The following is a 25,864-nucleotide window of genomic DNA, read 5'->3' on the forward strand; positions in this document are numbered from 1 at the left end:
GGTGGCCGAGCCACCGTGCGCACCACCCGTCGTGCCCTGCCCGCGGCCCTCGCCGCGGGCGCCCTCCTCCTCGCCGGCTGCGGCGGGGACGGGCCCCCCTCGACCGCGGCCGCGCCGCCGGCCGAGCGCTGCATCGGCGACTTCGACCCCGCGGCGGACTACGTCCCCGACACCGGCGGGGTGCAGGACGCCGAGGGCTTCACGCTCTCGGACGAGCGCAGCTACCAGGTCCTCACCGTGGAGCAGCCGTACCCGGGCGGCTCCCCCGAGTCGTACGTCCTCGTGCGCTGCGGGGCCCCGGACCCCGAGCTCACGGGCGACCTCGCCGACGCCCCGCGCATCGAGGTGCCGGTGCGCAGCCTCTACTCCGCCTCGACGACCCACCTGCCGATGCTCGAGGAGGTCGGAGCGCTCGGCGTCCTCACCGGCGTCGCGGACGGCGGGCTGGTCACGAGCCCCGCGGTCAACGAGCGCCTCGAGGCCGGCACCACCACCGCGTACGCCGCGGGCGGCACCGTCGACACCGAGTCCGTCGTCGCGGCCGACCCGGACGTGCTCGTCACCGGCGGCTACGACGACGCGGCGTACCCGGTCCTTCGCGAGGCGGGCGTCCCCGTGCTCGCCGACAGCGAGTGGCTCGAGCCCACGCCGCTGGGGCGCGCCGAGTGGGTCAAGGTGTTCGGCGCGCTGACCGGCCGCCAGGAGGAGGCCGCCCAGGCGTACGAGCGGGTCAAGGACGCGTACGAGGGGACCCGCGCGCTCGCCGAGGGCGCCGAGCCGGTCGAGGTGCTGCCGGGCAGCACCTACGAGGGCACCTGGTACGTCCCCGGAGGCGGCTCGTACCTCTCGCGGCTGCTCGCCGACGCCGGCGGGACGACCGCCTGGGCGGACGACCCGAGCACCGGCAGCCTGCCCGTGCCCCTGGAGGAGGTCGTGGCCGAGGCGGGCGACGCGCCCGTGTGGCTCGTCACCGACGACTGGGCGACCACGGCGGACGCCCTGGCGGCCGACCCGCGCTACGCCGAGCTGGCCGCGCTGCGCGACGGCGGGCTGTGGACGTCGGCGAAGGTCGTGGGCCCCGGCGGCGGCAGCGACTTCTACGAGCGCGGCGTGGCCCGGCCGGACCTCGTGCTCGCCGACCTCGTGCACGTGCTGCACCCCGAGCTGCTGCCCGAGCACGGGACGACGTTCTACCGCCCGGTGCCGCAGGGGTGAACCGCCGCCCGGTCCTGGTCGGGGCGGGCCTGCTGGTGGCGCTGGCCGCCGCCCTGGTGGCGGCGGTCGCGCTGGGGCCCGTACGGGTGCCGCTCGGCGAGACCGCGCGGGTGCTGGTGGGCGCCGCGCCCGAGGACCCGCGGTGGTCGACGGTGGTCGGCACGCTGCGGGTGCCGCGGGCTCTGACGGCGGTGCTCGCGGGCTCGGCGCTCGGGGTGGCGGGCCTGCAGCTGCAGACGCTGTTCCGCAACCCGCTCGCCGAGCCGTACGTCCTGGGCGTCTCCTCCGGCGCCTCCCTGGGCGTGGGCCTCGTCGTCGTGGGCGCGGGCGGCTCCGGGGCGGGCTTCGCGGCGGGGCTGGCGGGCGCGGGGCGCGTCGGCGTGGTCGTGGCTGCGGCGCTGGGCTCGGCGCTCGTGCTCGCGCTGGTGCTCCTGCTGGCCCGGTGGGCCCGCTCGGCGGTGACGCTGCTGCTCGTCGGGGTCATGGTGGGCTCGGCGAGCACCGCGGCGCTGTCGGTGCTGCTGGTGTGGACCGAGCCGGAGCGGGCGCAGCAGTTCCTGCTGTGGGGGCTCGGGTCGTTCTCCGCGACGACCTGGTCGGACCTGCGCGTGCTCGCGCCGTGCGTCGTCGCGGGGCTCGCGGCCGCCGCCGCGTCCGCCCGCGCCCTCGACGCGCTGCTGCTCGGCGAGGCGTACGCCCGGACCATGGGCGTCGACGTGCGCCGCACCCGCCTCCTCACGCTGCTCTCGGCGTCCCTGCTGGCCGGCGCGACGACGGCGTTCTGCGGGCCGGTCGCGTTCCTCGGGCTGGCGGTGCCCCACCTGGCCCGGCGGGCGTTCGGGACGTCGGGGCACCGGGTGCTGCTGCCGGGGTGCGCGGTGCTCGGCGCGGTGCTGGCGCTGGTGTGCGCCGTCGTGTCGCAGGCCCCGGGGTCCGGGACGGTGCTGCCGCTCAACGCGGTGACGTCGTTCGTCGGGGCGCCGGTCGTCGTGGCCGTCCTGCTGCGCAGCCGGGTGGCGCTGTGAGCGGGCTGGTGCTCGACGGGCTCACCACCGGGTACGGCGGCCGCCGCGGCCGCCCGGTGTCCACCGCCCTGTCCGCGGCGGCCCTGAGGGGCACCCTCACAGCGGTGCTCGGGCCCAACGGCTCCGGCAAGTCGACCCTGCTGCGCACCCTCGCCGGCCTGCAGCCCGCGCTCGGCGGGCGGGCGCTGCTCGACGGCGAGGACCTGCTCGCGCTGCCCGGCCCGGAGCGCGCGCGGCGGGTCGGCGTGGTGCTGACCGAGCGCGTCGAGCCCGGCCTGCTCACGGCGCGGGACGTCGCGGCGCTGGGGCGCACGCCGCACCTGCCCTGGGGCGCGCGGCTGCGCCCGCAGGACGACGAGGCCGTCGGCTGGGCGCTGGACGCCGTGGGCGCGGCGGGCCTGGCGGGCCGGCGCTTCGCCGAGCTGTCCGACGGCGAGCGCCAGCGGGTGCTCACCGCGCGGGCGCTCGCCCAGGAGCCGGGGCTGCTGCTGCTCGACGAGCCGACCGCGTTCCTCGACGTGCCGGCGCGGGTGTCGCTGCTCGCCCTGCTGCGCCGCCTCGCCGCCGAGCGGGACCTCGTCGTCGTGCTGTCGACGCACGACCTGGAGCTCGCGCTGCGCCTCGCGGACCGGGTGTGGCTGGTGGGGGCGGACGGCGCCCTGCGTGAGGGGTCCCCCGAGGCGCTCGCCCTCGACGGCACCCTCGGCGCCGCCTTCGACCGCGACGGCCTGCACCTCGACCCGCAGCGCGGCGCCTTCGTCCTCGACCCCGGCCCCGACGCCCCCGTCGCCCGCTGCGCCGACCCCGTCGCCGCCCGCGCCCTCGCCCGCCGCGGCTGGCGCGTCGTCCCCGACGGCGACGCCGAGCTCGCCGTCACCCCCGCCGCCGACGGCCTCGTCGTGACCCACCGCGGGGTGCGGCGGGTGGTCGCGTCCGTCGACGACCTGCCCTCCCCGCGTTGACCACGCGGAGCACCCGTACGGGTGCCTCGCGAGGCGTCCTGGCCTCGTGAGGCACCCGTACGCCTTGTCCGGCGCCACCTGCGGCCGCGACCATGCGCGGGTGGCGGAGTCGTACGGGCGTCGGGTGCAGTCGCGGATCTACCGCGAGGGGGTGCTCGGCCGGCGCCCGGCGGTCCCCGTCGACCCCGTACGCCTCGCCGCCGCGGCCCGCCGCCGCATGCCGCGGCGCGCGTGGGCGTACGTCGCCGGCTCCGCGGGGCAGCAGGCGACGGAGCGGGCGAACCGGGCGGCGCTCGACGCGTGGCGCATCGTGCCGCGGATGCTCCGCGCCGTGGAGGAGCGCGACCTGTCGGTCGAGCTGTTCGGGCAGCGCTACCCCGCACCGGTGCTGCTCGCGCCCATCGGGGTCCTGGAGATGGCGCACCCCGAGGCGGACCTGGCCGTCGCGCGCGCGTCGGCGCGGCTGGGCCTGCCGATGCTCGTCTCGACGCAGGGGTCGGCGCCGGTGGAGGCGACGGCAGCGGCGGCCGGCGCGACCGCGCCCTGGTTCCAGCTCTACTGGAGCCGCGAGCCGGACCTCGTCGCGAGCATGGTCCGCCGTGCCGAGGCCTCCGGGTGCCGCGCGCTCGTCGTCACCGTCGACACCCACCTGCTCGGCTGGCGCCCGCAGGACCTCGACCTCGGCCACCTGCCGTTCGCCCGCGGCCTCGGCATCGCGCAGTACACCAGCGACCCCGTCTTCGCCCGCCTCGTCGCCGAGCGCCCGCGCAGCCGCACGTCCGCGCGGCCCACCCCCGCGGCGGTCGGCGCGCTGCTGTCCATGGCCCGGCACCACCCGGGGGGCACGTGGGCGAACCTGCGCTCCCCCGCGCCCCGCGCCGCCGTCGAGACGTTCCTCGACGTCTTCAGCAACCCCGCGCTCACGTGGGACGACCTCGGCCGGCTGCGCGGCCTCACGAGCCTCCCGGTGCTGGTCAAGGGCGTCCAGACCCGCGAGGACGCCCGGCTGGCCGAGGAGCACGGCGCCGACGGCGTCGTCGTGTCGAACCACGGCGGCCGGCAGGTCGACGGCGCGCTCGGCTCGCTCGACGCCCTCGCGGACGTCGCGGGCTCGGTCGACGTGCCGGTCCTCTTCGACAGCGGCATCCGCGGCGGCGCCGACGCCTTCAAGGCGCTCGCCCTGGGCGCCCGGGCCGTCCTGCTCGGTCGCCCGTACGTCTACGGCCTCGCCCTCGCCGGCGAGGAGGGCGTCGTGCAGGTGGTCGAGCACCTCGTCGCCGAGCTCGACCTCACCCTCGGGCTGGCCGGCTGCCGGACCCTCGCCGACGTGGGACCGGCGGCGGTCCGGCGCTGCTGAGCACGCCGCGCACCGGAGGGCGACCCCCCGGGACTCAGGGCACGTACGCCACGCTCCACCGCACGTCGACCCCGTAGTGGAAGCTGGAGCCGTCGCTGCTGGGCGGGCAGTCGAGGCGCATCTGGGCGCCCGTGACCTCCTCCCACGGCCCGGACGGCAGCGGCAGGCGCACGCCCCACGAGCCCGCTGCCTCGTCCGGCTCGAGGAAGCCGTCCTCCTCCAGGCCGCGCGACGCGACCCACACGTGCTGCTCCCCGTCCCGCACCCGCTGGGGCTGACCGACGTGGGCGAACCCGAGGGCGTACGGGCGGGCGGTCTCGCCCCAGTCGTCGATGTCGGCCGTGGGGCGGTGGAACTCCTGCAGGAGGACCGGGTCCGGCGCCCTCCGGTGCAGCACCTGGAACGTGAACGACGCCTCGCCGTAGCCGCCCGGGTCGCCGTCGTCGTACACGTGCAGCGTGGGGAACTCGACCGTCAGCTGCCGTCGCAGGGTGTCCAGCTCGGTGACGAGGACGTCCCAGTCACCGGCGTCGTCGGCGACGACGACGGTGCAGAAGCGGTGCTGCCCGGGCAGCAGCGGCAGCAGGACGAGCTCGTGCAGGGTGCCCGTGCCGTCGCGGGTCGCCCGGGCCTCCGCCACGGCCGTGAGCACGGGGAAGCCGGCGGGCCCGAGGACCGGCGGTACGGGCGTCACGGCGGCGAGCACGACCCGGGTCGGCACGTGCGTCGCCACCGACTGGCGGTGCCACGTGCCACCGGTCTGCTGGCCCCGGTCGCTGATCAGGTCGCGCCGCCCCAGCAGGCAGTGGACCCGCACGTACGCCTCCGCGCGGAGCTGCTCCTCGACCTCCTCGGACGGCATGAGCCCGTCGCGGTAGACGACGACCTGCAGGACCTCCCCCGGCCGCAGCACGAACGCGAAGCTGCCGCGCTCCTCCGCGTCCGCCTCGCCGACGAGGAGGAAGAGGTTCGGGCGGTCCCAGCCGCCGCCGGGGGGCCGCAGCCACAGCACCTCGTGCTCCTGCTTCTGGTACGTCACCACCGTCGTCGCGTCGGTCTCACCGGCATCCCGGTCCACGACCACCGGGTCCGTCGCGCTCAGCACCGCCATCGCCCGCACCTCCGCTCCGCCGCCGTGGCCCGGCGGCTCCGCCCGGGAGAGGGCGGCGGAGGCGGCAGGGATACCTCAGGGCCCGTACGGGCTCCGCGCGCTCGCCGTCACCTCGACCCGCCACGACGCGTCGGGGGCCACCACGCCCACGAACGGCAGCGGCACGTCGGCGGCGAGCACCACCGTCGCGGTGGTGCCGTCCGACGCGGCGTCGACCGCCAAACCGGGGAAGCGTTGTCCGACGCCTGCCGCGGTGACCTGCTCCACGACGGCCGAGCGCACGTCGCCGAGCGGCAGCGTCGCGCCGCCGGCCGTACCGCGGTAGACGGCGTCCTCGTCGACCGCCCCCGCGGCCGCCACCGCCGCGGCGTCGGCCGCGCCGGACAGCGATCGCTGCGCGATGAACACCGCCGACACGTCGACGACGACGGTCACGAGGGCGACGAGCACGAGCACCAGTCCGAGCACGAGCACGCTCACCGAGCCCTCGTCCCGCCTCACGGTGCGCCCCGGAACCGGTCGACGGGCTGCACGTGCGTCGCCTCGACCCGGAACGTCGCGGCGTCCCCGAGGAACCGGGGCAGCAGCGGCAGCGGGACGTCGACCGCGATCGTCGTCCGGACGGTGCCGCCCGGGCTCGAGCACGGGTCGGCCGAGCAGGTCAGCGCGTAGTCCTGGTCGGCGAGGTCGACGCCGTGGTCGGCCAGGGCCACGCCGGCCGCCGCCCACGCGCGGCCCTCCGCGTCGCCGCCGGCGGGCGTGGTCGTGTACGCCCGCCCCGACTCGCGGGTCGCCGCCGCCGCGCCGTAGGCCGCGGCCTGCACGTGGAAGACGGCCAGGACGACGTACGCCAGGGGGACCATGAGCAGCACCCCGAGGAAGCAGAACTCGACGATCGCGCTGCCGGTGTCGTCGCGCCTCACGCGCCCTCCCGGAGTGCGTGGCCGGTGACGACGAGCCCGCGGTCCGGGCCGAGCAGCCCGACGACCGGCAGGACGGCCTCGACCCGCACGACGACGGTCGGGACCCCGTCGACCGTCTCGTAGCCGGCGCTGACCGCGCGGGCGTACCGCGGGTCGAGCGCGTCGGTGATGAGCTCGCGCGCCCGCTCCGCGCCGTCCGCGGGGGTGCGGTCGGCGTTCGCCCCGTGGCGCGCGCCCTCGGCCGCGGACGCGACGAGGGTGTTCCGCACGTGCAGGGCGAGCCCGAGCTGCAGGATCGCGAGGAAGAGCCCGAGCAGGACGACGGTGACGAGCGCGGTCTCGACGACCGCCGAGCCCTCGTCGCCGCGCCGCTCAGGCGCCGGGGCCGGTGACGCCGCTGAGCGCATCGGTGAAGAGGGTCTGCAGCTGCTCGCCGGCCAGCGCCCACAGGACGGTGACCAGCCCCGCGGTCATGAGCGTGACGAGCACCCAGCCGGGGACGTCGCCGCGGTCGCGGCCGCCCTCGTGCAGGCGGTCGCGCACGGCCAGCGCCAGCGTGACGAGCGCGAGGGTCAGGGGTCGGACGGGCATGGGTGTGCTCCTCGTACGGTGGTGGTGGGGCCGTCAGGCGGTGAAGCTGAGCCCGACGATGCCCGGGAACAGGGCGAAGACGACGGTGACGGGCAGGACCAGGAAGACGACCGGCACCATCATGGCGATCTCCTTGCGGCCGCCCGCCTCGAGCAGATGGCGCTTACCCGCCTCGCGGACGTCGACGGCCTGGGCGCGCAGGACGTCGGCGAGCGGGGTGCCGCGCTCCACCGCGACGGAGATGCCGTCGACGAAGCGGGCGAGCGCGGGCAGGCTGGTGCGCGAGGCGATGCCCTGCAGGGCCTGGACGAGCGAGGCTCCCGCGCGGGCGTCGGCCAGGGCGCGGGCGAGCTCGCCGGACAGCTCGCCGCGGCTGGTACGGGTGGTGCGCTCGAGAGCGCCGATCGGCCCCTCCCCCGCCGCGACGGCGAGGGCGAGCAGCTCGGCGACGGTGGGGAACTCCTGGAGCATGCGCTGCTCGCGGCGGGCGACCTGCGCGCCGAGCGCCCGGTCGCGGGCGACGACACCGCCGGCGCCGGCGAGCAGGCAGCCCACGAGGAGCACGACGGGCTGGTCCACGGAGCCGCGGGCGATGAGCAGCAGGCTGGCGGCGAGGGCCGCCAGCAGCGCGCCCGCGCCCCAGAGCACCTGCTCGACGCGGAACTCCTCCAGCGTCGTCCCCCGGCCGGCTTGCTCGAGCCGGACCCGCACGGCGTGCCCGCCACCGAGCACCCGCTCCAGCCCGCGGGTCGCGTCGCGCAGCAGCGGCCCGACGATCCGCTCGAGGGTGGGGAACGGGGTGAGGGCCCGCTGGGAGGCCAGCAGGCGGGAGGTCCGCCCGGGGTCGCGCAGGTACGGCGCCAGCCGGTCGTCGAGCGTCGGCCGGCGCAGGGCCGGCACGCGGGTCACGGCGAGCAGGAGCCCGACGGAGGCGAGCAGGCCGACGAGCGCACCGGACAGGTGCGGGGGCAGGGCGGTCACCGCAGCACCCGCTCCTCCTCGGGCAGCCGCCCGAGGCGCACCATGAGCCGGTACGCGACGACGCACACCGCGCCGCCGCCGGCGAGGACGACGAGACCGGCGCCGCTGTTGTACTCGTCCACCGCGTCGGGGCTCGTCGAGAGCATGAGCAGCACGAGCCACGGCGCCGCCACCGCCAGGCGCGCCGCGTTGACCGTCCAGCCCTGGCGGGTCTCCAGCTCCGCGCGGGTACGGGCGTCCTCGCGCAGGAAGCCGGACAGCGTGCGCAGTAGCGTGCCGAGGTCGGAACCGCCGACCTCGCGCGCCATCCGCAGCGACTCGACGATCCGGTCGGCCACGGGGTCCGCGAGCGCGTCCTTGAGCCGGTCGAGGCACTCGGCGAAGCGCCCGGTGGCGCGGTAGTCCTCGCCGAAGCGCCGGAACGGTGCGCGCAACGGCTCCGGGCCCCGCACCCCGACCTGCGCCAGCGCCTCGGGCAGGGACAGCCCCGCCCGTACGGCCGAGGCGAGGTTGTCCGTGACCTCGGGCCACAGGTCGCGCAACTCCGTGCGCCGCTTGCGCTGGCGCATGCGCACCAGGGCCGCCGGCGCCCAGCCGGCGATGAGCGCGAAGGCGCCGGCGATGGGGAACGAGCGCGAGACGACCAGCAGCGCCAGCCCGACGACGAGGGCCGTACCGAGGCAGGAGAGCAGCAGCGCTGCCGGCGTCACCGCCTCGATGCCGGCCTGGGCGAGCATCTCGCGCGTCCGCTCCCGCACCGTCAGCCGCGTGCGGGGCCGCGGCGGCGCCGGGGGCGCGGTGGACTGCCAGACCAGGAGCAGCCCGATGCCCAGCAGCAGGCCCAGCGCGGCGCCCATCAGGCCGCCGCCCGCGCGCCGAGGATGCGCTGCAGGTCGTACCCGGCGCGCTCGAAGCGCTCGGTGTGCGGCGGCCAGCCGTCGGCGCGCACCAGCCGCTCACCGCGCTCGACGAACAGGTCCGCCACCTCGACGACGTCGCCCTCGACCCGCCCCGGGACGGCGACGACCTCGCGCACGCGCCGCCGGCCCTCCCGGTCGGTCGCCACGTGCACCACGACGTCGATGCAGGAGGCCACCGTGGGCACCACGAAGCCGTGCCCGACGTTCTCGCCGGCGAGCAGCGGCAGGGTGCACATCTTCGTGACGGCCTCGCGGGCGGAGTTCGCGTGGATGGTGCACATGCCGGGCAGCCCGGAGTTCAGCGCGATGAGCAGGTCCAGGCTCTCCTCCTGGCGCACCTCGCCGACGATGATCCGCGAGGGCCGCATGCGCAGCGCCTCCTTGACCAGGCGGCGCAGCTTGATCTCGCCGCCGCCCTCGAGGTTCGGCTGGCGGCACTGCATCGCCACCACGTCGGGCACCGGCGGCTTGAGCTCGAAGACCTCCTCGCAGGTGATGACCCGCTCGCGGCTCGGGATCGCCGCGGAGAGGCAGTTCAGGAGGGTCGTCTTGCCTGCCTGCGTCCCGCCCGCGACCAGGACGTTCAGCCCGCTGGCCACCGCCGCGTCGAGGAACTCCGCGGCCTGCGCGCTCAGCGTGCCGAGCTGCACCAGGTCCTCCAGGTGCGTCGCGCGCACCACGAACTTGCGGATGTTCACCGACCAGTGCTCCCGGGTGATGTCCGGGATCGCCACGTGCAGCCGGCTGCCGTCCGGCAGCATCGCGTCCACGAACGGCGTGGACAGGTCCACCCGCCGCCCCGAGAACTTGAGCATCTTCTCGACCAGGTCCCGCACCTGCTCCGCGGTGAGGATCGTCGTGGTCAGCTCCGGCACCCCGCGCCGCGCGACGAACACCCGCGTCGGCTCGTTGACCCACACCTCCTCGACCGTCGGGTCGTCGAGGAACTTCTGCAGCGGCCCGAACCCGGCCACCGCGTCGTACACGTGCCGCGCCGCGCCCGCCAGGTCCGCCAGCGGCGGCAGGCTCCCGGACAGCGACCGCTCGTCGTAGTCCGCCACCACCTCGTCCACCAGGCGGCGCACCGCCTGCGGGTCCGCCACCGGGTCCAGGCCGCGCCGGCGCACCAGCTCGCGCACCTCGTCCTCGACCACCGCGACCGCGCCCACGCCCCGCCCCCGCTCACCCGCCCAGCACCGTCACGCCGGGCAGGCCCACCGGCCCCCGACCGACGACGAGGCTAGGTCGGCGCGCGCACCACCGTCGGGCGCCTTCCACAGGAACCACCCGGGCGGACGAAGCCGTACGACCCGTGACCGAACGGGCACAACGCCCGTCAGCGGCCCCGCTCGCGCCTGCGCGCCTCCTTGGCCGCGCGCTTCACCTCGGGGTCGTACTTGGTGCCCGTGAACGGGTTGGGCGGCGGGGGCTTGTCGGGGTCGAGGTCCGGCGGGCCCCAGAGCCCCAGCGCGACCCGGTCGAAGAGTCCGCGCAGCCCGCGGCGGCGTCCCTCGCTGCTGCCAGTGGTGCTCATGCCGCCATGGTGCGCCGGTCCGGGGCGCGTTGCACGCCGAGGTGTCACGCCGTGGGGACCCTGCTCCCGGCGCCCCGCTGCGCCTGCAGCCACGCGAGGAGGTTGCGCGGGGCGTACGGCGGGCGCACCCCCCGCTCGTGCCGGTCCCGGGCCGCCCGGTGCACGTCCGCGGAGCCGGCGGGACCGATGGCCCGGTCACGGAGGGACAGGACGCGGAAGAGGGCGCGGGCGGAGTCGTGCAGCGGGGCGTCGTACCGGTCGTCGCGCGGCAGGCGCCCGGTGTCCAGCCCGAGCCCGGCCTCGGCCGCGCCCTGCGCCATCCACCGCAGCGTGATGTCCGAGAGGCCGCTGTCCGGGCAGCCGCCGCCGACGTCGCTGTGCGAGCCGGTGAACCAGGTCTGGCGCACCACCTGGTGCCCCGCGTGCGCCGGGTCGACCGTCCAGAGCGTCGGGGCGAAGGTGCCGCGCCGCTCGTCGATGGCCAGGGCCTGGTACGCCCGGTCGACGATGCCGCTGAGCTGCACGTCGTGGAAGCCGTACCGGCGCCGGGTCCACCACGCGAGCGGCCCGCCACCGGGCACGCCCAGGGCGCCCACGGTGTCCCAGACCCCGAGGAAGGCGATGCGCGGCAGCGGGTGCGCGTACGCCTGCCGGAACCGCCGGGCGAGGTCGCCCTCGGGGGCCCAGCGCTCGTCGCGGTCCCGGTAGTGCGCGTACGCCTCGTCGACGCGCCCGGCGTGCTCCGGGCGCAGGATCCCCAGGTTCCGGACGAGCCCGGCGAGGCTGCGCACCGTGTACGCCCCCCGGCTGAACCCGAGGAGGAAGACCTGGTCGTCCGGCCGGTACCGCTCGACCAGCCAGCGGTACCCCTCGAGCACCTTCCCCGACAGGCCCGCCCCGACCGCGCCGCCGAGCCACCGGTCGAGCCCGCCGCGGGTGCCGACGCCCTCGAGGTAGCGGCAGTCCTGCAGCACGCCCCCGTCGTCCTGCACGACGAGGTCGCGCAGCTTCTCCACGTTGGTCCGGTCCGAGGCGTCCTCGTCCGACTTCCACGTCCCGTCGGCGAGGACCACGAGTCGCTGCACAGCCCCTCCCCTGGTCGCTCCTGGTCGCTCCTGGCTCCACGGTCGTCCCGGCGGCGCGGCACGTCCAGCCCTCCGAGGGACGGACCGCCCTGCTGGATACCGCTTGCTCGGCGGTATCTCGCCCAGGGCCCCGACCGTCGTCAGGGGCGAGACCGTCCCGCTCCGGCACCTGGAGGACACCGTGGCCCGGAACCCCTCGCTCGACCTCGACCTGCTGCGCGCCACCCTGGACGAGGTCCGGGCGCCCTGGCGCATGGCGTCCACCCCCATGACGGAGCTCGTCGAGGACGAGCGGGAGTGGCGCCTGGGCGTGCCGCCGCCCCCCGCCTCGGCGCGGCCGCTGCCCGCCGCGAGCGTCGCCGCTGCCACGAGCGACGAGCTCCCCGCGCGCTTCGACGTCCGCGACGTCGACGGCGTCGACTACGACACCCCGGTCAAGGACCAGGGCGCCTGCGGCTCGTGCGTCGCCTTCGGCACGGCGGCCGCGATGGAGGTGACGTACCGGAGGACGGGCCTCACCACCGAGCCGCTCGACCTGTCCGAGGCGCACCTGTTCTACTGCCACGCCCGCGACGAGGGCCGCACCTGCGGCACCGGCTGGTACCCGGAGCGGGCGCTCGTCGCCGCCCGGTCCAAGGGCGTGACGACGGAGGACAAGTACCCCTACGTCGCCGGCGACCAGGACGGGTCGGGCCTCGCCCCGGACTGGCAGGACAGCCTCGCCACCGTCACGGACTTCGAGATGGTCACTGGCGACCCGCTGGCGATGAAGCGCGCGATCGTCGAGCGGGGCGCCGTCGTCGCCTGCCTGCACGTCTACCAGGACTTCTTCAGCTACGGCGGCGGCGTCTACACGCACGTCACCGGCGAGCACGCCGGCGGGCACTGCGTCCTGCTCGTCGGCTACGACGACGACGAGGGCTGCTGGCTCGGCCGCAACTCCTGGGGCACCGGCTGGGGCGAGGGCGGCTACTTCCGCATCGCCTACGGCGAGTGCCTCATCGAGGGGTACGAGTCCGCCGCCGTCACCGACGTCGTCCTCTCGGGACCCGCGCCGGAGCCGACCGAGCCGCCCGAGTGGCCCGGGCGCTACCTGCGCTACCCGCCCCTGACCGTCGGCGACGACGTGCGCCAGTGGCAGGAGCGCATGCTCGAGCGGGGCCACGACCTCGACGCCGACGGCCAGTACGGCCCCGCCTCCCGCGACGCCTGCCGGCTGCTGCAGGAGGAGCACGGCCTCTGGGCCGACGGGGTCGTGGGGCCGCTCACCTGGCAGGCGACGTTCTCGTGACCGTCCTGCCGCCCGGCCGCCGCCGGGACGGGCCGTGGCCACGGTGACCGCCGCGCAGCGGGGGCCGGCCGTCGTCGTCACCGTGACCGGTGACCTCGACCCGGCCTCCCTCGCGGCGCTGCACACCGACCTCGTGCGACTCATCGCCGCAAGCGCTTACCGCCTCGTCGTCGACCTCACCGGCACCGCCGGCGAGCCCACCGGCACCGCCCGGGTCCTCGCCGACGTCGCCCAGCGCGTCGGGCGCCGACGCGGCTGGCTGCGCGTCGCCGGCGGCGCGCTCACCGAGGCGCCGGCCGGCACCACCCTGCACGACTCGGTCACCTCGGCCCTCGGCTGAGGACCGGGACCCGAGCACCACCACCGGACCAGGAGGAACCGTGGCCACCAGCATCATCACCCCGGTCGGGCCGCTCTTCGGCCCCGACTTCGTCGTCGTCACCGCGAACGACGAGACCGGGCGCGAGTACAGCCTGCACGTCTACCCCGACGCGATGAACCACGAGCTGCGGGAGGCGGGGCTCCCGCAGCACTACTACTTCCAGCCGTCGCGGGTGTACCTCGCCCGCAAGGAGACCTCCCCCGACGACTTCGACTTCGGCATGACGATCTTCAAGGGCCTCATGACCGACGAGTCGACGCTCGGCATCGACCCCGGGCAGACGGACGGCGGGTCGGCCGAGGTCGGCGGCGGCTTCTGCGCCTTCAGCACCACCTTCGCGATCCCGGACAGCGTCATCGAGGACGCCCGCCGCAAGATCCGCGACCAGCAGCACACGCCGCCGCCCGGGCGCCTCGCGCAGCTGTTCGGCCGGCGCGCCGGCGGGCCCGAGCCGCTGCTCGGCATCGTGCCCATCACCCACAGCGATGTGTCCATCGCGGTGCCCGACCTCGTGCAGGCCGGCACCGAGAAGGTCCCGATGATGATCACCGCGGCCGGGACCGGCAAGGGGAGCATCGAGGCGCACGGCTACAACAGCTTCCTCGTCACCTGCAACCAGTTCGCCGCCGGCGCGATCGCCGGGGCGTTGCAGGAGGGCAAGTCCCCCTTCACCGTCTACGACGAGCTCAAGGAGTCGTTCTACGTCAACGCGGTGACCATCAAGGTCACGGTCGACGTGGCCAAGATGTACGACTCCTTCTCGGCGGCCCTCAGCACCGGCGGCTTCCTCGGCATCAGCAGCCTCGCGGCCAGCTACGCGTACGAGCGGTGCCGCACCACCGGGGGCATCACGACCGAGATCACGCAGAACAGCGCGGCGCTGACTCCCGAGCTGGAGGCGTGGGTGACCCAGAACGTCGACGAGATGCGCAAGACCGCCATGGAGCTGGTCAAGACGGAGATCTTCGACTGGCAGCCGACACCGGACGCGCCCGCGACGGCGGACCGCGGCTGGTTCGGCAGCCTCTTCGGCGGCAGCGCGGTCTCGCTCAAGGGGAAGCAGGCCCGGCGCGAGGTGAAGCTCACGCAGGAGCTCAAGCTCAACCGGACGATCACCGTGACGCACCGGGTGAGCGGCACGCTCAACGACCTCGAGCCCGCCGTGCGCGCCGACCTCGACAAGTACCTGTCCGTCATCGACATCGGCCAGTGGTTCAGCAAGCTCCAGGTCGCCGGCACCTGCGCGGTGAACTTCGGCGAGAAGCTGCCCGACGGCACCGACCTGCGCGACCCGATCCGCTCGGTGCAGATGCAGGTCAGCTACCCCGACTACAGCGACCCGGTCCGCGCCGACGGCTCGGTCAACCTCGTCACCCGCGCCGAGGGCTTCCACTACACGGCGGGGCAGCAGGACCGCGCCGCGCCGGCAGCGCTCGCGCTGTGGTCCGAGGTCAACCCGGACGACATCGTCAACGTCGCCTTCCTGCGCCTCGACCGCGAGGTCCCGGAGTGGCCGGCCGACCAGGTGCGGGTCCGCAAGACGCTCGTGTACGACGCCGCCGACCCGCGCGTCGACCTCGACGGGGGCCGCTCGCAGGTCGTCGTGGAGCGGACCGGCACCGACCACGCGCCGATCCTCGACCCCGCCGAGGTGGGCTACGTCTTCGTCCACTTCGTCCTCGACCGGCAGCTGCCCAAGGACAACGTGACGGTGACGCTCACGGTGTCCATCGGCGACCGCACGGACGTCATCGAGGTCGACCGGGCGCGGCAGAAGAACGTGGTGTGGGAGCTGTTCTCCGACAAGTACTTCGATGCCGACGAGATGACCTGCACGGTCGAGGTCACCGTCGCCGGCCCGAGCTTCACGGACGACCCCGTCGTGTGGACCGGCGAGCCGGAGACCTTCCCGGTGCCCGTGGGCCGGCTGAAGTACCTCAACCCCTTCAAGCTGTCGCTGCCCCCGGCGCCGGCCGAGGAGGTCGCGCGGATCAACGCCTACATCGCCGGCTACCCCACCACCTGAGATGCCCGCCCCCACCACGGCGGCCGCAGCCTCGCGGGCCCTCGCCCGCGGGCTGCGGCCCCCCGCCCCCGACCGGACCGCCACCCCCGCGGCGGTCGCCGTCGCGCCCGTCCTGCGCCTGAGCCCCGTCGTGCTCGCCCAGCTGGTCGTCCCCCTCGTCCCGCCGGGGGCGAGCGGCGTGGAGGAGCACCTGCCCGCGGCCGACCGCCGCGAGGGCCCGCTGCTGCCGGACCGCTCCGACCCGACCCTCACCTGGTACGTCCCCTCGGCCGCCCTCGTGGTGCCCGACCCGTCGTTCTCCTTCGCCGCCCGCCGGGTCGGCGCCGACCGCGACGGCGACCCGTTCCACGCGGCCCGCCTGGAGCTGGGGGTGCGGCTCGACGAGCCCCCGGAGGTGGCGCGGGCCCGGGCCGAGCGGCCGGGGACGACGTACCGGGCCGTGCCCCTGCTGGACCTCGACGCCGAGCTGCACCTGCCCTGGACCGACGCCGCCGGGCAGCCGCAGGCCGTACGGGTCCCGGCCGCCGTGGACCCGGCCCCTGACGGCACGCACCGCATCGTCGTCGACGGCCTCCTCGGTCCCGACGTCGTCCTCTGCTACACCCAGCTGCGCCTGCTCCACGCCGCCGAGCTCCACCTGGCCCTGCGGTACCGGGCCGTCCGCACGCGCAGCCGCCGGCCGTGGTGGCCCCGGCGGCTGCCGGTGCTCGACGAGCTCCGCCCGCCACGTCCCCTGCGCCCGGTACGGGCGGTGCCACCGGGGCGACCCGTCCGCGAGCCGCTGGTCGCCGGCGCCCTCCGGCGGCCCCTCGAGGACGTGCTCGACCGGCGGCCGCGGCGCGAGCCCCTCGAGCCGCCCGAGCCCGTCGAGCCCGTCGAGCCGCCCGAGCCGGTGGAGCGGGCCGTGGTCGTCGAGGAGCACGAGCAGCAGGTCGTCCGCCTCGCCGACGCCCTCGCCCGCGGTGACCACCCCCAGCGGTACACGCTCCAGGTCGGCGGCACCACGCGGACCATCGTCGACGAGGCCGACCTCGCGGAGTTCCGCACGGCGCGCTCGGAGTACGTCGAGCTGGCCTCCCTGGGCGACGTCAGCGCCCGCTTCCCGTCGGTCCGGCGGGTGTACGCGGGTCGGGTCACCGGCACCGTCGTGGTCGTCCCGGCGGAGTACGCCCTCGTGCGCTCGGCCGCGGGCTGCGCGGCCCTGTGCCAGGCGCTCGTCGACCCGCAGGCGGGCGGCGGGCAGGGCTCGCGCTTCGCCCTGGTGCTGGGCCTGGCCCCGCGCGTGGACCCGGTGGACCTGGCCGGCCTGGCCCGGGAGGTCGCCACGGCACCGGAGCTGGCCGGGCTGGTCCCGCGCCTCACGCTCCCCCGGGGGCTCGACCCGCGGCACCCGGCGACGCTCGCCACGCCGTTCGCCAGCGGTGCCACGTTCACCGAGGGGGCGGACCCCGGGACCGTGGTCCTGACCCTCGACGTCCGCGACGACGCGACACCCGCCGTCAACAAGGTCAACCTGCTGCTCGGCGCCCTCGCCGGGTCCGTGCGGAACGCGCTCACCGGCGAGCTCGCGGTCCGGGTCGACGACGTCCTCGAGGTCCCGGTGCGCACGGCGGTGACCCTCGACCTGCACGCGACGAGCGGGAGCGACGACGTCACGGTGCAGCCGGCCGACGGGGCGGGCACGGGGGTGGTGCTCGTGAACCGGACCCCGTACGACCTCGACGTCGTCCGCAGCGCCGCCGTCACCGACGCGGGCCTCGACGTCGCCCCCGTCGGGCAGCGGCTGGCCCCCGGCGCGTCCCTCGCGCTCGCGGCGCCACCGGGCGCGCCGGTGCTGGTCTCCCGCGAGCTCGCGCTGCCCCCGGTCGTGCCCAAGACCGAGCTCGGCCGCTACGTGTCCTTCCAGGTGGAGACCGTGCAGCAGGTGCGGTACGTCCTCGGCGTCAACGCCACCGGGCTCGACCTCGCCGCGCTGGGGGTCGAGGAGCTCCGGGTGGAGGTCACCCTCGCGGACCACCCCCGCCTGGCCGTGCCGCCCCTCGTCCTGACGCCGGCCCGGCGCGCCGACAGCGTGCAGGTGCTCGTGCCGGTCGGGTCGGTGGTGCAGGGGCTCGGCGCCCACCTGGTCCTGCGGGTCCGCACCGCGGCGGGCACCCGCGACGTGCCGCACGAGCACGACTTCTGGCAGGACCCGGTCCTGGTGCTCGAGGCGGGAGCCCTCGGCTGAGCCTTGACGGCCTGCGCCGGCCGGGCGAGCGTCGGAGGACCCGAGGAGTGGAGGCCCCCGTGGAGCGCGAGGTGGAGCCGGAGGTCCACGGCGACGCACCCGTCGACGTCGCGGTGGGCGACGTCCTGGTGGTGCGGCTCGCCGAGCAGGCGACGACGGGCTACGCCTGGCAGGCCGACGTCCCGGACGGGCTCGCGCTCGTGACCGACGCGGCGGTGCCGGGCGGGCCGGCGCCGGGGGCCGCCGGCGCGCGGCTCCTGCGCCTGCGGGCGGACCGGCCCGGCAGCTACGAGGTGGGCCTGCGCCTGCAGCGCGCGTGGGAGGCCGCGCCGCTGCAGCGGCGCGGCCTCACCGTGCGCGTCTCCGGGCGCGTCTCCCGGCGAGAGGCCTACCAGAGGTAGATCTCGTGGATCATCCCGTCGGCGTCCTCCCGGAGGTTGACCGTCCGCCCGGTCTGGCGCGCCTGCGCGGCCAGGGTGCAGAGCGCGAGGAAAGCGCCGTCCCGCCCGTTGTAGACCTTGCGCCAGCCGACGCCCGGGATGCGCGCCCAGGCGTTGCGCGTCTCGTCGATGGACCAGAGCGCGTCGATCGTGACGCCGTTGCGCCACGTCGCGGTCACCGCCTGGTCCTCGACCGCCGCCACCTGCGGCGGCAGCGCGGTCGGGCCGGCGAGCGGGGTCGCGGCCGCGACGCGCGCCTCGACCTCCTCGTCCGGCACCGCGGTCGGCGCGCTGGTCCCGGCGCCGTGCAGCAGCCCGGAGGCCTGGGGCGGGATGCCGGTCGGCACGCCCACCGTGTCCGTCGTGGTCATCGGTCCTCTCCTCCTACCAGGCGTAGAGCTGCTTGACGGCGCCGTCGACCTCGTACATCCCCACCGGTCGGCCCAGCGCCTTGGCCGCGGCGAGCTCGCCGAGCATCGCGTGCGAGGTCACCGGCGAGGCCCCGTCGAGCTTCAGCCAGCCGCGCTGGCCCCCGTACGCCCAGGTGTTGGCGTCGGCGTCGTTCGACCAGAGCCCGATGACCTGCTGGTCCGGCAGCCAGGCCCGCAGAGCCACCCCGTGCACGGCGACCGTCTGGTACGACTCGATGCCGCACTGGCCGTACGCGATGCGGAAGTAGCCGCCGTCGCCCCACCCGGTCCCCCAGCTGTTCCGGGCGATCCAGCAGCCCGCCGCGTCGTCGTAGCCGATGAGCACGACGCAGTGCCCGCCGGCCAGGCTGCCCGTGACGTGCCGGTAGATCCCCGAGCGGTAGCTGAAGAAGTCCTGGTAGACGTTGAAGCAGGCCGTGACGGCCCCGCGGGTGGAGATCATCTCCTTCATCCTCGCCGCGTCGCCGCTGACGACCTCGTACTGGGTCGCCCGTGCGAGGCGGTTCGGCCAGTCGGCGTTGAGCCGCGACCCGTCCTGGTCGCCCGCGGTGTAGGGGAAGTAGTCCTCGAAGGTCACGCCCTTGTCCCGCGCCGCCAGCAGGGCGCGGTCGGGCCACCACCCGTTGGCGCAGGTGCGCCCCTCCGCCCGCCCGTGCACGTAGAACAGGTGGGCCTCGCTGAGGTCGAGCGGCATCGTCGTGCGGCGGGTGAACCGGAAGACCACCTCCATCGCCGCCGCGCTGCCGAAGGCGACGCAGGAGCCGCAGCCGCCCTGGTCCTTGACGGCGGTGTCGTAGCTGGTGCCGCCCACCGAGCGCACGTCGAAGGCGGCGGGCGCACCGACGCTGTCGGCGGTCGCGGCCAGGGCCGCGGCGGTGTCGGCCTCGGCGGTCGCCTCGAGCTCCGGGCGCGGCGGGACGCCGAGGCGCACCCTGCGCTCGGCCTCGGCCAGCGCCGTCATCGAGGTGTAGGACATGGACCAGGGCGCGCCCTGGTCCTGCAGCGCGCTCTGCAGCGCGTCGAGGTCGAGCGGTCGGGCGGCTTCGTCGGGGTCCGGCATGGTGTCGCTCCCTCCGAGCGGGCGGGTGGTCGGCTGCCGGTGCCGAGGCGCGCGCGCTGCGCGCGGGACGGCCACGGCGCGTGGAGGCGGGCACCTGGCGGCGGGTCGCGCCGCAGGCCCCGTCGCGCGGGCCCTGCCCCCGTGGTACGCCTCCGCGGCGGGCCCGTCAACGGACGGGTCCGACACGTCCCCGAACGCGTGGACCGTCGTCCCGGCGGAGCACAGAGAGCGGTTTCCGATCGGTGCATGCATCACCCTGACGGGTGAACCGCTCCGCAGTACGTTGCTCTCAGCGACGCACGGTCGACGAGCGGCCGTGCCCCCGCCACTCCGGGAGGTCCGACCATGCCCGAGTACACCGTCCTGCGCGACCTCAGCGACGCGCCGACCGCAGGGCCCTTCGAGTCCACCGGCGCCGGCGGCCTGCGCGCCGGCCTGGCCGCCGCGGTGGCCGCCGCGGCCGACGTCCCCGCCGAGCCGCGGGTCGACCGCGAGGACCTGGCGCCGCGCGACGTCGCCCTGCTGGCGCGCGACCCGCGGGTCCTCGCGATCGCGCGTGTCATGCCGACCAGGCTCGTCGAGCCCGTCGCCGCCGAGGACGAGGCGCCCGCCGGCGCGCAGGCGCAGACCGCGTGGGGGATCACCGCGGTGGGCGCGGACCGGTCCTCGCGCACGGGCGCCGGGGTCGTCCCCTGCGTCCTCGACACCGGCATCGACGCGGGACACGCGGCCTTCTCCGGCGTGACGCTCGTGCAGCAGGACTTCACCGGCTCCGGCGACGGGGACCGGCAGGGGCACGGCACGCACTGCGCCGGCACGGTCTTCGGCCGCGACGTCGACGGGACCCGCATCGGGGTCGCCCGCGGCGTCGGCCAGGCGCTCATCGGCAAGGTCCTCGGCGACGACGGCAGCGGTGACTCGGACATGCTGTTCCGGGGCATGCAGTGGGCCTCGCAGAACGGGGCGCACGTGGTGTCCATGTCCCTGGGGTTCGACTTCCCGGGCCTGGTCCAGTTCCTCGTCGACCGCGGGTGGCCGCTGGACGTCGCGACGTCGGCCGCGCTCGAGGCGTACCGGGCGAACCTGCGGATGTTCGACGCGATCATGCAGCTCGTGGCGCGGCGCGAGGCCTTCGGCACCGGCACGCTCGTGGTGGCCGCGGCGGGCAACGAGAGCCGCCGCGACGAGGACCCCGACCACGAGGTCGGCGCGTCGCTGCCGGCGGCCGCGGAGGGCGTCGTCTCGGTGGGCGCCCTGGGCCAGGGCGCCGACGGGCTGGGCGTCGCACCCTTCTCCAACACGTTCCCGCTCGTCAGCGCCCCCGGGGTCGGGGTGCTGTCCGCGCGCACCGGCGGCGGGCTGCGCTCGCTCAGCGGCACGAGCATGGCGACGCCGCACGTCGCCGGGGTGGCCGCCCTGTGGTGGGAGGAGGTGCTGGCCTCGCCGGTGCCCCCCACGGTCGCCGCCGTGACCGCGAAGCTGCTCGCCCTGGCGACCACGCAGGGACTCGCGCCGGGCGCCGACCCGGCCGACCGCGGCCTCGGCCTCGTGCAGTCCCCGGTGTCCGCGGCGCTGCCCGCGCCGTCGCCGGCCACCGTGCAGCTCCCCGGGCAGAGCACCGGGGCCGCGGCCCAGCCGGTCGGCTGAGCACCGGGGCCGGCCCCCGCTCCGGTGCCCCGGGGCGGGGGCTCAGCCCTGCTGGCGGGCGAGCCAGGCGCCGAGCCCCCGGCGCGACGCGACGCCCGTCTTGCGGTAGACCGCGCTGAGGTGGTGCTCCACGGTCTTGCGGCTCAGGAAGAGCGCCGCGGCCGCCTCCTGGTTCGACGCGCCCGCGGAGACCGCGAGGGCGATCTGCAGCTCCTGGGGCGTGAGGAGCCCGAGGGCACCGGTGCCCGGCGCGGCCGGGACGAGGCCGGTGGCCGCCAGTTCGGTGCGGGCGCGCTCGGCCCAGGGCCGCGCGCCCAGCGCCTCGAACAGGCCGAGGGCCTCGCCCAGCACGGCCCGCGCCTCGGCGCGCTGGCGCGCGCGCCGCCGGCGCTCGCCCTGGCACAGCAGGCTGCGCGCGCGGTCGAAGGGCGAGCCCGCGCGCTCGTGGTGCGCCAGCGCCTCCGCGAAGTGCGCCTCCGCTCCGGCACCGGCGTCGAGCAGCCCCCGGCAGCGCGCCAGCGCCCCGGCCAGCCACGCGCCGCGCTCCCCGTCGCCGCCTGCCACCCGCTCCGCGGCCCCGAGCTCGGCACGGGCGCCGTCCCGGTCGCCGGCCCGCGCGAGCGCCTCGACGAGGTCGGGGACGTACGGGACCACGGCGGCCTCCGCGAGCCCCTGGGCGTCGGCGAGCGCCCGCACCCGGCGGAGCTCCTCGACCGCCTGCGCCGTCCGGCCCGCTCCGAGGTGGAGCAGCCCGAGCGCGCTGCCGGTGTAGGTCGGCATGCAGCCGATGCCGTAGCGGTCGGCGACGTCGAGCGCGCGCTCGACGTGCTCGGTGCAGGCCCGCTCCAGGCCGAGCACCGCCTCCATGCGGGCCAGGAAGAACAGGCCGTAGCTGTTGGCCTGGCGGGTCTCGTCCGCCAGGCGCACCGACTCCTCGGCGCAGGCGTAGGCGCTGTCCCACCGCCCGGTCCGGAAGTCGAGGTCCCCGACGAGGGCGAGCGCGTACGGCAGCACGCCCAGCGCGCCCGCGGCCCGGGCCTCGCGCAGCAGGCGGTCGACGAGGGCGCGGGCCCGCTCGGGCTCCTCCAGCCACCCCCACGCCATCGCGGCCAGGACGACCTCCTGGGCCCGGACGAGCGGGCGGGCGGCCCGCAGGGCCTCGTCGGCCTCGAGCAGCAGCGCGCGCGCCCGGTGCCGGTGCCCGCTCGTCGCCTCCGCCACCGCCAGCACGACCGTCGCGACGAGCAGCGGCGTCCCGCCCACCCCGACCGCGAGGTCGTGCGCGCGCCGGGCCGCGGCCGTCGCCTGCACGACGTCGCCGGTCATGAAGCAGGGCACGGCCGCGTCGGCGTGCATGAGCGCGGCCCGCCCCGGGTCGAGGTGCACCACGCGCTCGGCCTCGGCCTGCAGCAGCACCTGCGCCGGCGGCGGGGCCTGGCGCCACATCTGCACGAAGCCCCGCAGGTGCTGCACCTCCGCCCGGCGCACCGGGTCGTCCGCCACGTCCGGCAGCGCCGCCGCGAGCAGCCGCCCGGCGCGCCGGACCCGCCCCGCGAGCTGCCACCACTTCGCGGCCTTGAGCAGGCGCCGGCCGCGGTCCGGGCCCGGCGGGGACAGGCCCGCGGCGCGCTCGCTGGCGTGGGCCGCGGTGGCGTACCCACCGCGGCGGTAGGCCCGGGTGCCGGCCTGCTCGAGCGCCGCCGCGGCCTCCTCGTCGTAGCCGACGGCCGCGGTCGCCAGGTGCCAGGCCCGCAGGTCCGCGGCCTGCGCCCCGTCGCCGCGCTCGGCGAGCGCCGCGGCGAGCGCGCGGTGCGCCGCGGCCCGCTCGCCGACCGGCGCGTCGTGGTAGACGACCCCGCGCAGCAGCGGGTGGCGGAAGAGCACCCGGTCGCCGTGGACCCGCACCACCCGGCGCTCCTCCGCCGGCGACAGCGCGCCGAGGTCGAGGCCCCGCCGCGCCAGCGCCGCCGCCACGAGGCCGAGGTCGGCGTCGTCCCCGGCGGCGGCCACGAGCAGCGCCGCCCGGGTCTCCCCGGGCAGCCGGTCCACCTGCCGGCGCAGCGCCCGCTCCAGGTGGGCCCCCGGGGGCAGCGGCACGGCCGGCACGACGGCGTCCGGCTCCTCGCCCAGGAGCGCGGGGATCTCGAGCAGGCCGAGCGGGTTGCCGGCGGTGGCGTCGTAGAGCCGGTCGAACACGTCGGGGGCGAGCGTCGTCCCGGAGCGGCGGCCGAGCTCGCGCGCGGCGGCGCGCGCGAGCCCGCGCAGGACGACCTCCGGCAGGCCGGACGCGGCGAGCCCGGGGGGTGCGGGGTCGCGGGTGGCGAGCAGCACGACGACCCCCTCCGCGCCCAGGCGCCGCGCGGCGAACAGCACGGCCTCCAGCGAGGAGCTGTCCAGCCAGTGCGCGTCGTCGACGAGCACCAGCAGCGGCTGCGCCTCCGCGGCGGCCGCGAGCAGGCTGAGCGTGGCGGCGCAGACCGTGAAGCGGTCCGCGCGGACCGGCGGCCCCACGGCGAGCGCGCCGGCCAGGGCCGCGGACTGCGGCGCCGGGAGGGCGCCGAGGTGCCCGAGCACCGGGCGCAGCAGGTCCGCCAGCCCGGCGAAGGCGATCTCGGACTCCGACTCGAAGCCCCGCGCCTGCAGCACGAGCACGTCGCCGGCGCGCTCCACCGCCCAGCGCAGCAGGCTGCTCTTGCCGATCCCCGGGTCGCCCCGGAGCACGAGCGCGCCCGAGCGGCCGGCGCGCGCCTGGGTCAGGAGCGCGTCGACGGCCGCGCACTCGCCCTCCCGGTCGAGGAGCTCCACCGCACCCCCAGCGCAGGACCAGGTCCGCCGGACACCGCCGAGGCTAGACGCCCCGGGCCGCGTGCGGCACCCGTACGGGCGACCCGGGGCGACCCCCGTACGGGCCCGTCGGCAGGGCCGACGGCGCCGGCAGGACGAGGGTGCGACCCCGATGCCCGCCCCCGGCGCCGTCCCTACGTTCGAGGTCGCCGGGACCGCGGGGGGCGCGGGGACCGGCTCCAGCGACGACCCGAGGGGGACCCGTGACCACCACCACCTGCCCGCCGCCGACCACCGAGCACCCGCTGCTGCGCGCCGCGCGCGGCGACGCCGGGGCCTGGACCGAGCTGCACCGCCGCTACGACCGGCTCGTGCGCGGCGTCGCCCGCCGGCAGGGGCTCTGCCCGAGCGACGTCGACGAGGTGGCGCAGCGCACCTGGCTGCGCCTGCTGGAGCACGCCGCCGAGGTCCGCGACCCGCTGCGCCTGCCCGGCTGGGTGAGCACCACCGCGCGCCGCGAGGGGCTGGCCCTGCGGCACGAGCGGTGGCGCCAGCAGCCGGTCGCCGACGTGCCCGAGGTCGCGGCCCGCGACGACGCCGAGGACGCCCTCGACCGCCTCGAGCGGGAGCGTCGGGCCGGCGCCCTGCACGCCGCCGTCCGCCTGCTCCCGGCGCACCAGCGCCGCGTCGTGCGCGCGCTGCTCGCCCACCCCGACGCGTCGTACGTGGAGCTCGCGGCGCTGCTGGGCGTCCCCGTGGGCAGCGTGGGACCGACGCGCCAGCGCGCGCTGCGCCGGCTGCGGCTCCTGCTCGACCCGTCGCTCGCCGCGGCCGCCGCCGCGTGACGGGCGAGCGCTGTCCCGGCCGGTATCCCGCGCGGGGCCCGTCCCTCTCCCTGTGAGAGGTACCGGGGCCGCCGGGGCGCCGGCGGGGACTGCCCGACGAGCAGGAGGAGCGGTGACGATGACGACGAGGACGGGGAACGCGCTGCGCGACACCGGGGACGTCGCGCACGTGCCGCCGGAGCTGCGGCGCGAGGTGGACGACCCCCTGGAGAACGGCCTGGGCCCGGACGGCCCGGAGGACGTGTCCGACGTGCCCGACGGCGACCCGGCCTGGGTCGACCCGGAGGGCGACGCGCAGCTCGACCCGGAGGAGGTGGCCCGATGACGTTCGCGGCCTGGGAGCAGGCGACCACGTGCACCGGGGGCCCGACCCCCGGCGCGAAGGCGCTCATGGCGGGCGTGCTCGAGGCGTACGGCCCGCGCGGCGCGACGAACCTCGGCATCTACAACTGCCGCTCGGTCGCCGGCTCGTCGACGACGAGCTGCCACGGCGAGGGTCGCGCCTGCGACGTGGGCTTCCCCGTCGAGGGCGGGCGGGCCCACCCCGCCGGGCACGACCTCGTCCGCGCCCTGCTGCCCTTCGCCGGGCGGCTCGGGCTGCAGGCCCTCATCTGGGACCGGACCATCTGGTCGGCCCGCAGCCCGGGCGGGCGGCCGTACACCGGGGTCTCCCCCCACGTCGACCACGTCCACGCGGAGCTCACCCGCGCGGGCGGCCGCGACCTCACGAGGAGCACGGTGCGGCAAGCGTTGTCCGGCACGGCGGCCCCGCTGGTGCCGACCCCCCGGACCGGCTCCGGGACGCAACGCCCGCGGCTGCGGCTGGGCAGCCGCGGGGCCGAGGTCGCCCTCGTGCAGCGCTTCCTCGGCGTCCGCGACGACGGGGTCTTCGGCGAGCGGACCCGGGCCGCGGTGCTGCGCTACCAGCGGGACCGGGGCCTCGAGGCCGACGGGGTCGTGGGCCCGCGCACCTGGGCGCGCATCGACGCGGTGCTCGCGCCGGCCTGAGCCGGCAGGGGAGGACCGG

At 77.0% G+C, this 25,864-nt stretch carries 26 protein-coding genes; 13 read left to right on the forward strand and 13 right to left on the reverse strand.

The genetic code is table 11. The features are described from left to right. Positions 1–15 precede the first annotated feature (15 nt). From D5H78_RS09005 to D5H78_RS09020, 4 genes are all read left to right on the forward strand, one after another. Entirely contained in the window at positions 16–1,215 is a 1,200-nt protein-coding gene (locus D5H78_RS09005; RefSeq protein WP_119950096.1) for an ABC transporter substrate-binding protein, read from the forward strand. Then, a complete protein-coding gene (locus D5H78_RS09010; protein WP_218566412.1) occupies positions 1,212–2,240 on the forward strand; it encodes a FecCD family ABC transporter permease in 1,029 nt (342 codons plus the stop codon). The genes D5H78_RS09005 and D5H78_RS09010 overlap by 4 nt, the downstream gene beginning before the upstream one ends. Then, entirely contained in the window at positions 2,237–3,202 is a 966-nt protein-coding gene (locus tag D5H78_RS09015) for an ABC transporter ATP-binding protein (protein WP_218566413.1), read from the forward strand. The genes D5H78_RS09010 and D5H78_RS09015 overlap by 4 nt, the downstream gene beginning before the upstream one ends. A gap of 100 nt (positions 3,203–3,302) precedes the next feature. Continuing rightward, complete coding sequence (locus D5H78_RS09020) at positions 3,303–4,559, forward strand: alpha-hydroxy-acid oxidizing protein (protein ID WP_119950097.1); 1,257 nt, start codon at positions 3,303–3,305, stop codon at positions 4,557–4,559. A gap of 34 nt (positions 4,560–4,593) precedes the next feature. Here the strand turns inward: D5H78_RS09020 and D5H78_RS09025 are convergent, their stop codons facing one another. The 10 genes from D5H78_RS09025 to D5H78_RS09070 all read right to left on the reverse strand — a co-directional run bounded on the left by D5H78_RS09025 (position 4,594) and on the right by D5H78_RS09070 (position 11,704). Beyond that, positions 4,594–5,670, reverse strand: a complete 1,077-nt coding sequence (locus tag D5H78_RS09025; protein WP_119950098.1) for a hypothetical protein — start codon at positions 5,668–5,670, stop codon at positions 4,594–4,596. Positions 5,671–5,745: 75 nt separating this feature from the next. Beyond that, positions 5,746–6,150: a pilus assembly protein TadG-related protein gene (locus D5H78_RS09030; protein WP_218566414.1), complete on the reverse strand. Its 405-nt coding sequence runs from the start codon at positions 6,148–6,150 to the stop codon at positions 5,746–5,748. Between the two features lie 17 nt (positions 6,151–6,167). Further along, positions 6,168–6,593, reverse strand: a complete 426-nt coding sequence (locus D5H78_RS09035; protein ID WP_119950100.1) for a pilus assembly protein — start codon at positions 6,591–6,593, stop codon at positions 6,168–6,170. Continuing rightward, positions 6,590–7,000 (reverse strand): TadE family protein, encoded by a 411-nt coding sequence (locus tag D5H78_RS09040; RefSeq protein WP_119950101.1) that lies wholly within the window; start codon positions 6,998–7,000, stop codon positions 6,590–6,592. The genes D5H78_RS09035 and D5H78_RS09040 overlap by 4 nt, the downstream gene beginning before the upstream one ends. Then, positions 6,966–7,184 (reverse strand): hypothetical protein, encoded by a 219-nt coding sequence (locus D5H78_RS09045; protein ID WP_218566455.1) that lies wholly within the window; start codon positions 7,182–7,184, stop codon positions 6,966–6,968. Before D5H78_RS09045 ends, D5H78_RS09040 begins: the two co-directional genes overlap by 35 nt. A gap of 33 nt (positions 7,185–7,217) precedes the next feature. Continuing rightward, the gene (locus tag D5H78_RS09050; RefSeq protein ID WP_119950300.1) at positions 7,218–8,156 is read right to left on the reverse strand and encodes a type II secretion system F family protein; all 939 of its coding nucleotides are present in this window, start codon (positions 8,154–8,156) and stop codon (positions 7,218–7,220) included. A gap of 5 nt (positions 8,157–8,161) precedes the next feature. Beyond that, a complete protein-coding gene (locus D5H78_RS09055) occupies positions 8,162–9,022 on the reverse strand; it encodes a type II secretion system F family protein (protein WP_119950102.1) in 861 nt (286 codons plus the stop codon). Continuing rightward, complete coding sequence (locus D5H78_RS09060; RefSeq protein WP_119950103.1) at positions 9,022–10,254, reverse strand: TadA family conjugal transfer-associated ATPase; 1,233 nt, start codon at positions 10,252–10,254, stop codon at positions 9,022–9,024. Before D5H78_RS09060 ends, D5H78_RS09055 begins: the two co-directional genes overlap by 1 nt. Positions 10,255–10,421: 167 nt before the next feature. Further along, positions 10,422–10,619, reverse strand: a complete 198-nt coding sequence (locus D5H78_RS09065) for a hypothetical protein (protein WP_119950104.1) — start codon at positions 10,617–10,619, stop codon at positions 10,422–10,424. 44 nt (positions 10,620–10,663) lie between these two features. Further along, a complete protein-coding gene (locus D5H78_RS09070) occupies positions 10,664–11,704 on the reverse strand; it encodes a DUF2235 domain-containing protein (protein ID WP_165865674.1) in 1,041 nt (346 codons plus the stop codon). Between the two features lie 181 nt (positions 11,705–11,885). Between D5H78_RS09070 and D5H78_RS09075 the strand changes: the two genes are divergently transcribed. The 5 genes from D5H78_RS09075 to D5H78_RS09095 are packed head-to-tail and all read left to right on the forward strand — an operon-like array spanning position 11,886 to position 18,031. Continuing rightward, positions 11,886–12,995 (forward strand): C1 family peptidase, encoded by a 1,110-nt coding sequence (locus D5H78_RS09075; RefSeq protein ID WP_119950106.1) that lies wholly within the window; start codon positions 11,886–11,888, stop codon positions 12,993–12,995. 34 nt (positions 12,996–13,029) lie between these two features. Further along, positions 13,030–13,335: an STAS domain-containing protein gene (locus tag D5H78_RS09080; protein WP_119950107.1), complete on the forward strand. Its 306-nt coding sequence runs from the start codon at positions 13,030–13,032 to the stop codon at positions 13,333–13,335. Between the two features lie 40 nt (positions 13,336–13,375). Continuing rightward, the gene (locus D5H78_RS09085; protein ID WP_119950108.1) at positions 13,376–15,403 is read left to right on the forward strand and encodes a hypothetical protein; all 2,028 of its coding nucleotides are present in this window, start codon (positions 13,376–13,378) and stop codon (positions 15,401–15,403) included. Between the two features lies 1 nt (position 15,404). Then, positions 15,405–17,630, forward strand: a complete 2,226-nt coding sequence (locus tag D5H78_RS09090; protein WP_165865675.1) for a hypothetical protein — start codon at positions 15,405–15,407, stop codon at positions 17,628–17,630. A 47-nt stretch (positions 17,631–17,677) separates the two neighbouring features. Beyond that, positions 17,678–18,031 (forward strand): protease inhibitor I42 family protein, encoded by a 354-nt coding sequence (locus D5H78_RS09095; RefSeq protein ID WP_165865676.1) that lies wholly within the window; start codon positions 17,678–17,680, stop codon positions 18,029–18,031. On the opposite strand, the gene D5H78_RS09100 is transcribed toward D5H78_RS09095, so the two are convergent. Together D5H78_RS09100 and D5H78_RS09105 are read right to left on the reverse strand one after the other, a co-directional pair. Continuing rightward, positions 18,019–18,441, reverse strand: coding sequence for a hypothetical protein (locus D5H78_RS09100; RefSeq protein WP_119950110.1), 423 nt, complete (start codon positions 18,439–18,441; stop codon positions 18,019–18,021). The genes D5H78_RS09095 and D5H78_RS09100 overlap by 13 nt on opposite strands. A gap of 13 nt (positions 18,442–18,454) precedes the next feature. Then, positions 18,455–19,561 (reverse strand): C1 family peptidase, encoded by a 1,107-nt coding sequence (locus D5H78_RS09105; protein ID WP_119950111.1) that lies wholly within the window; start codon positions 19,559–19,561, stop codon positions 18,455–18,457. A 345-nt stretch (positions 19,562–19,906) separates the two neighbouring features. Here D5H78_RS09105 and D5H78_RS09110 point away from each other — a divergent pair, with 345 nt between their 5' ends. Further along, positions 19,907–21,208, forward strand: coding sequence for a S8 family peptidase (locus tag D5H78_RS09110; protein WP_119950112.1), 1,302 nt, complete (start codon positions 19,907–19,909; stop codon positions 21,206–21,208). A gap of 42 nt (positions 21,209–21,250) precedes the next feature. Here D5H78_RS09110 and D5H78_RS09115 read toward each other — a convergent pair whose 3' ends face one another. Continuing rightward, a complete protein-coding gene (locus D5H78_RS09115) occupies positions 21,251–24,013 on the reverse strand; it encodes an ATP-binding protein (protein ID WP_165865677.1) in 2,763 nt (920 codons plus the stop codon). A gap of 242 nt (positions 24,014–24,255) precedes the next feature. Here D5H78_RS09115 and D5H78_RS19300 point away from each other — a divergent pair, with 242 nt between their 5' ends. The 3 genes from D5H78_RS19300 (at position 24,256) to D5H78_RS09120 (ending at position 25,845) form a co-directional block, all read left to right on the forward strand. Further along, positions 24,256–24,837 carry an RNA polymerase sigma factor gene (locus D5H78_RS19300; protein ID WP_165865678.1) on the forward strand — a complete coding sequence of 194 codons (582 nt, stop codon included), beginning with the start codon at positions 24,256–24,258 and terminating at the stop codon, positions 24,835–24,837. Between the two features lie 118 nt (positions 24,838–24,955). Further along, positions 24,956–25,162 carry a hypothetical protein gene (locus D5H78_RS19075; protein WP_133412027.1) on the forward strand — a complete coding sequence of 69 codons (207 nt, stop codon included), beginning with the start codon at positions 24,956–24,958 and terminating at the stop codon, positions 25,160–25,162. Next, positions 25,159–25,845: a peptidoglycan-binding domain-containing protein gene (locus D5H78_RS09120; protein WP_119950114.1), complete on the forward strand. Its 687-nt coding sequence runs from the start codon at positions 25,159–25,161 to the stop codon at positions 25,843–25,845. Before D5H78_RS19075 ends, D5H78_RS09120 begins: the two co-directional genes overlap by 4 nt. Positions 25,846–25,864: the final 19 nt, after the last annotated feature.

Origin of the sequence: Vallicoccus soli (assembly GCF_003594885.1) — a bacterium.
In the GTDB taxonomy this organism is placed as follows: Bacteria; Actinomycetota; Actinomycetes; order Motilibacterales; family Motilibacteraceae; genus Vallicoccus; species Vallicoccus soli.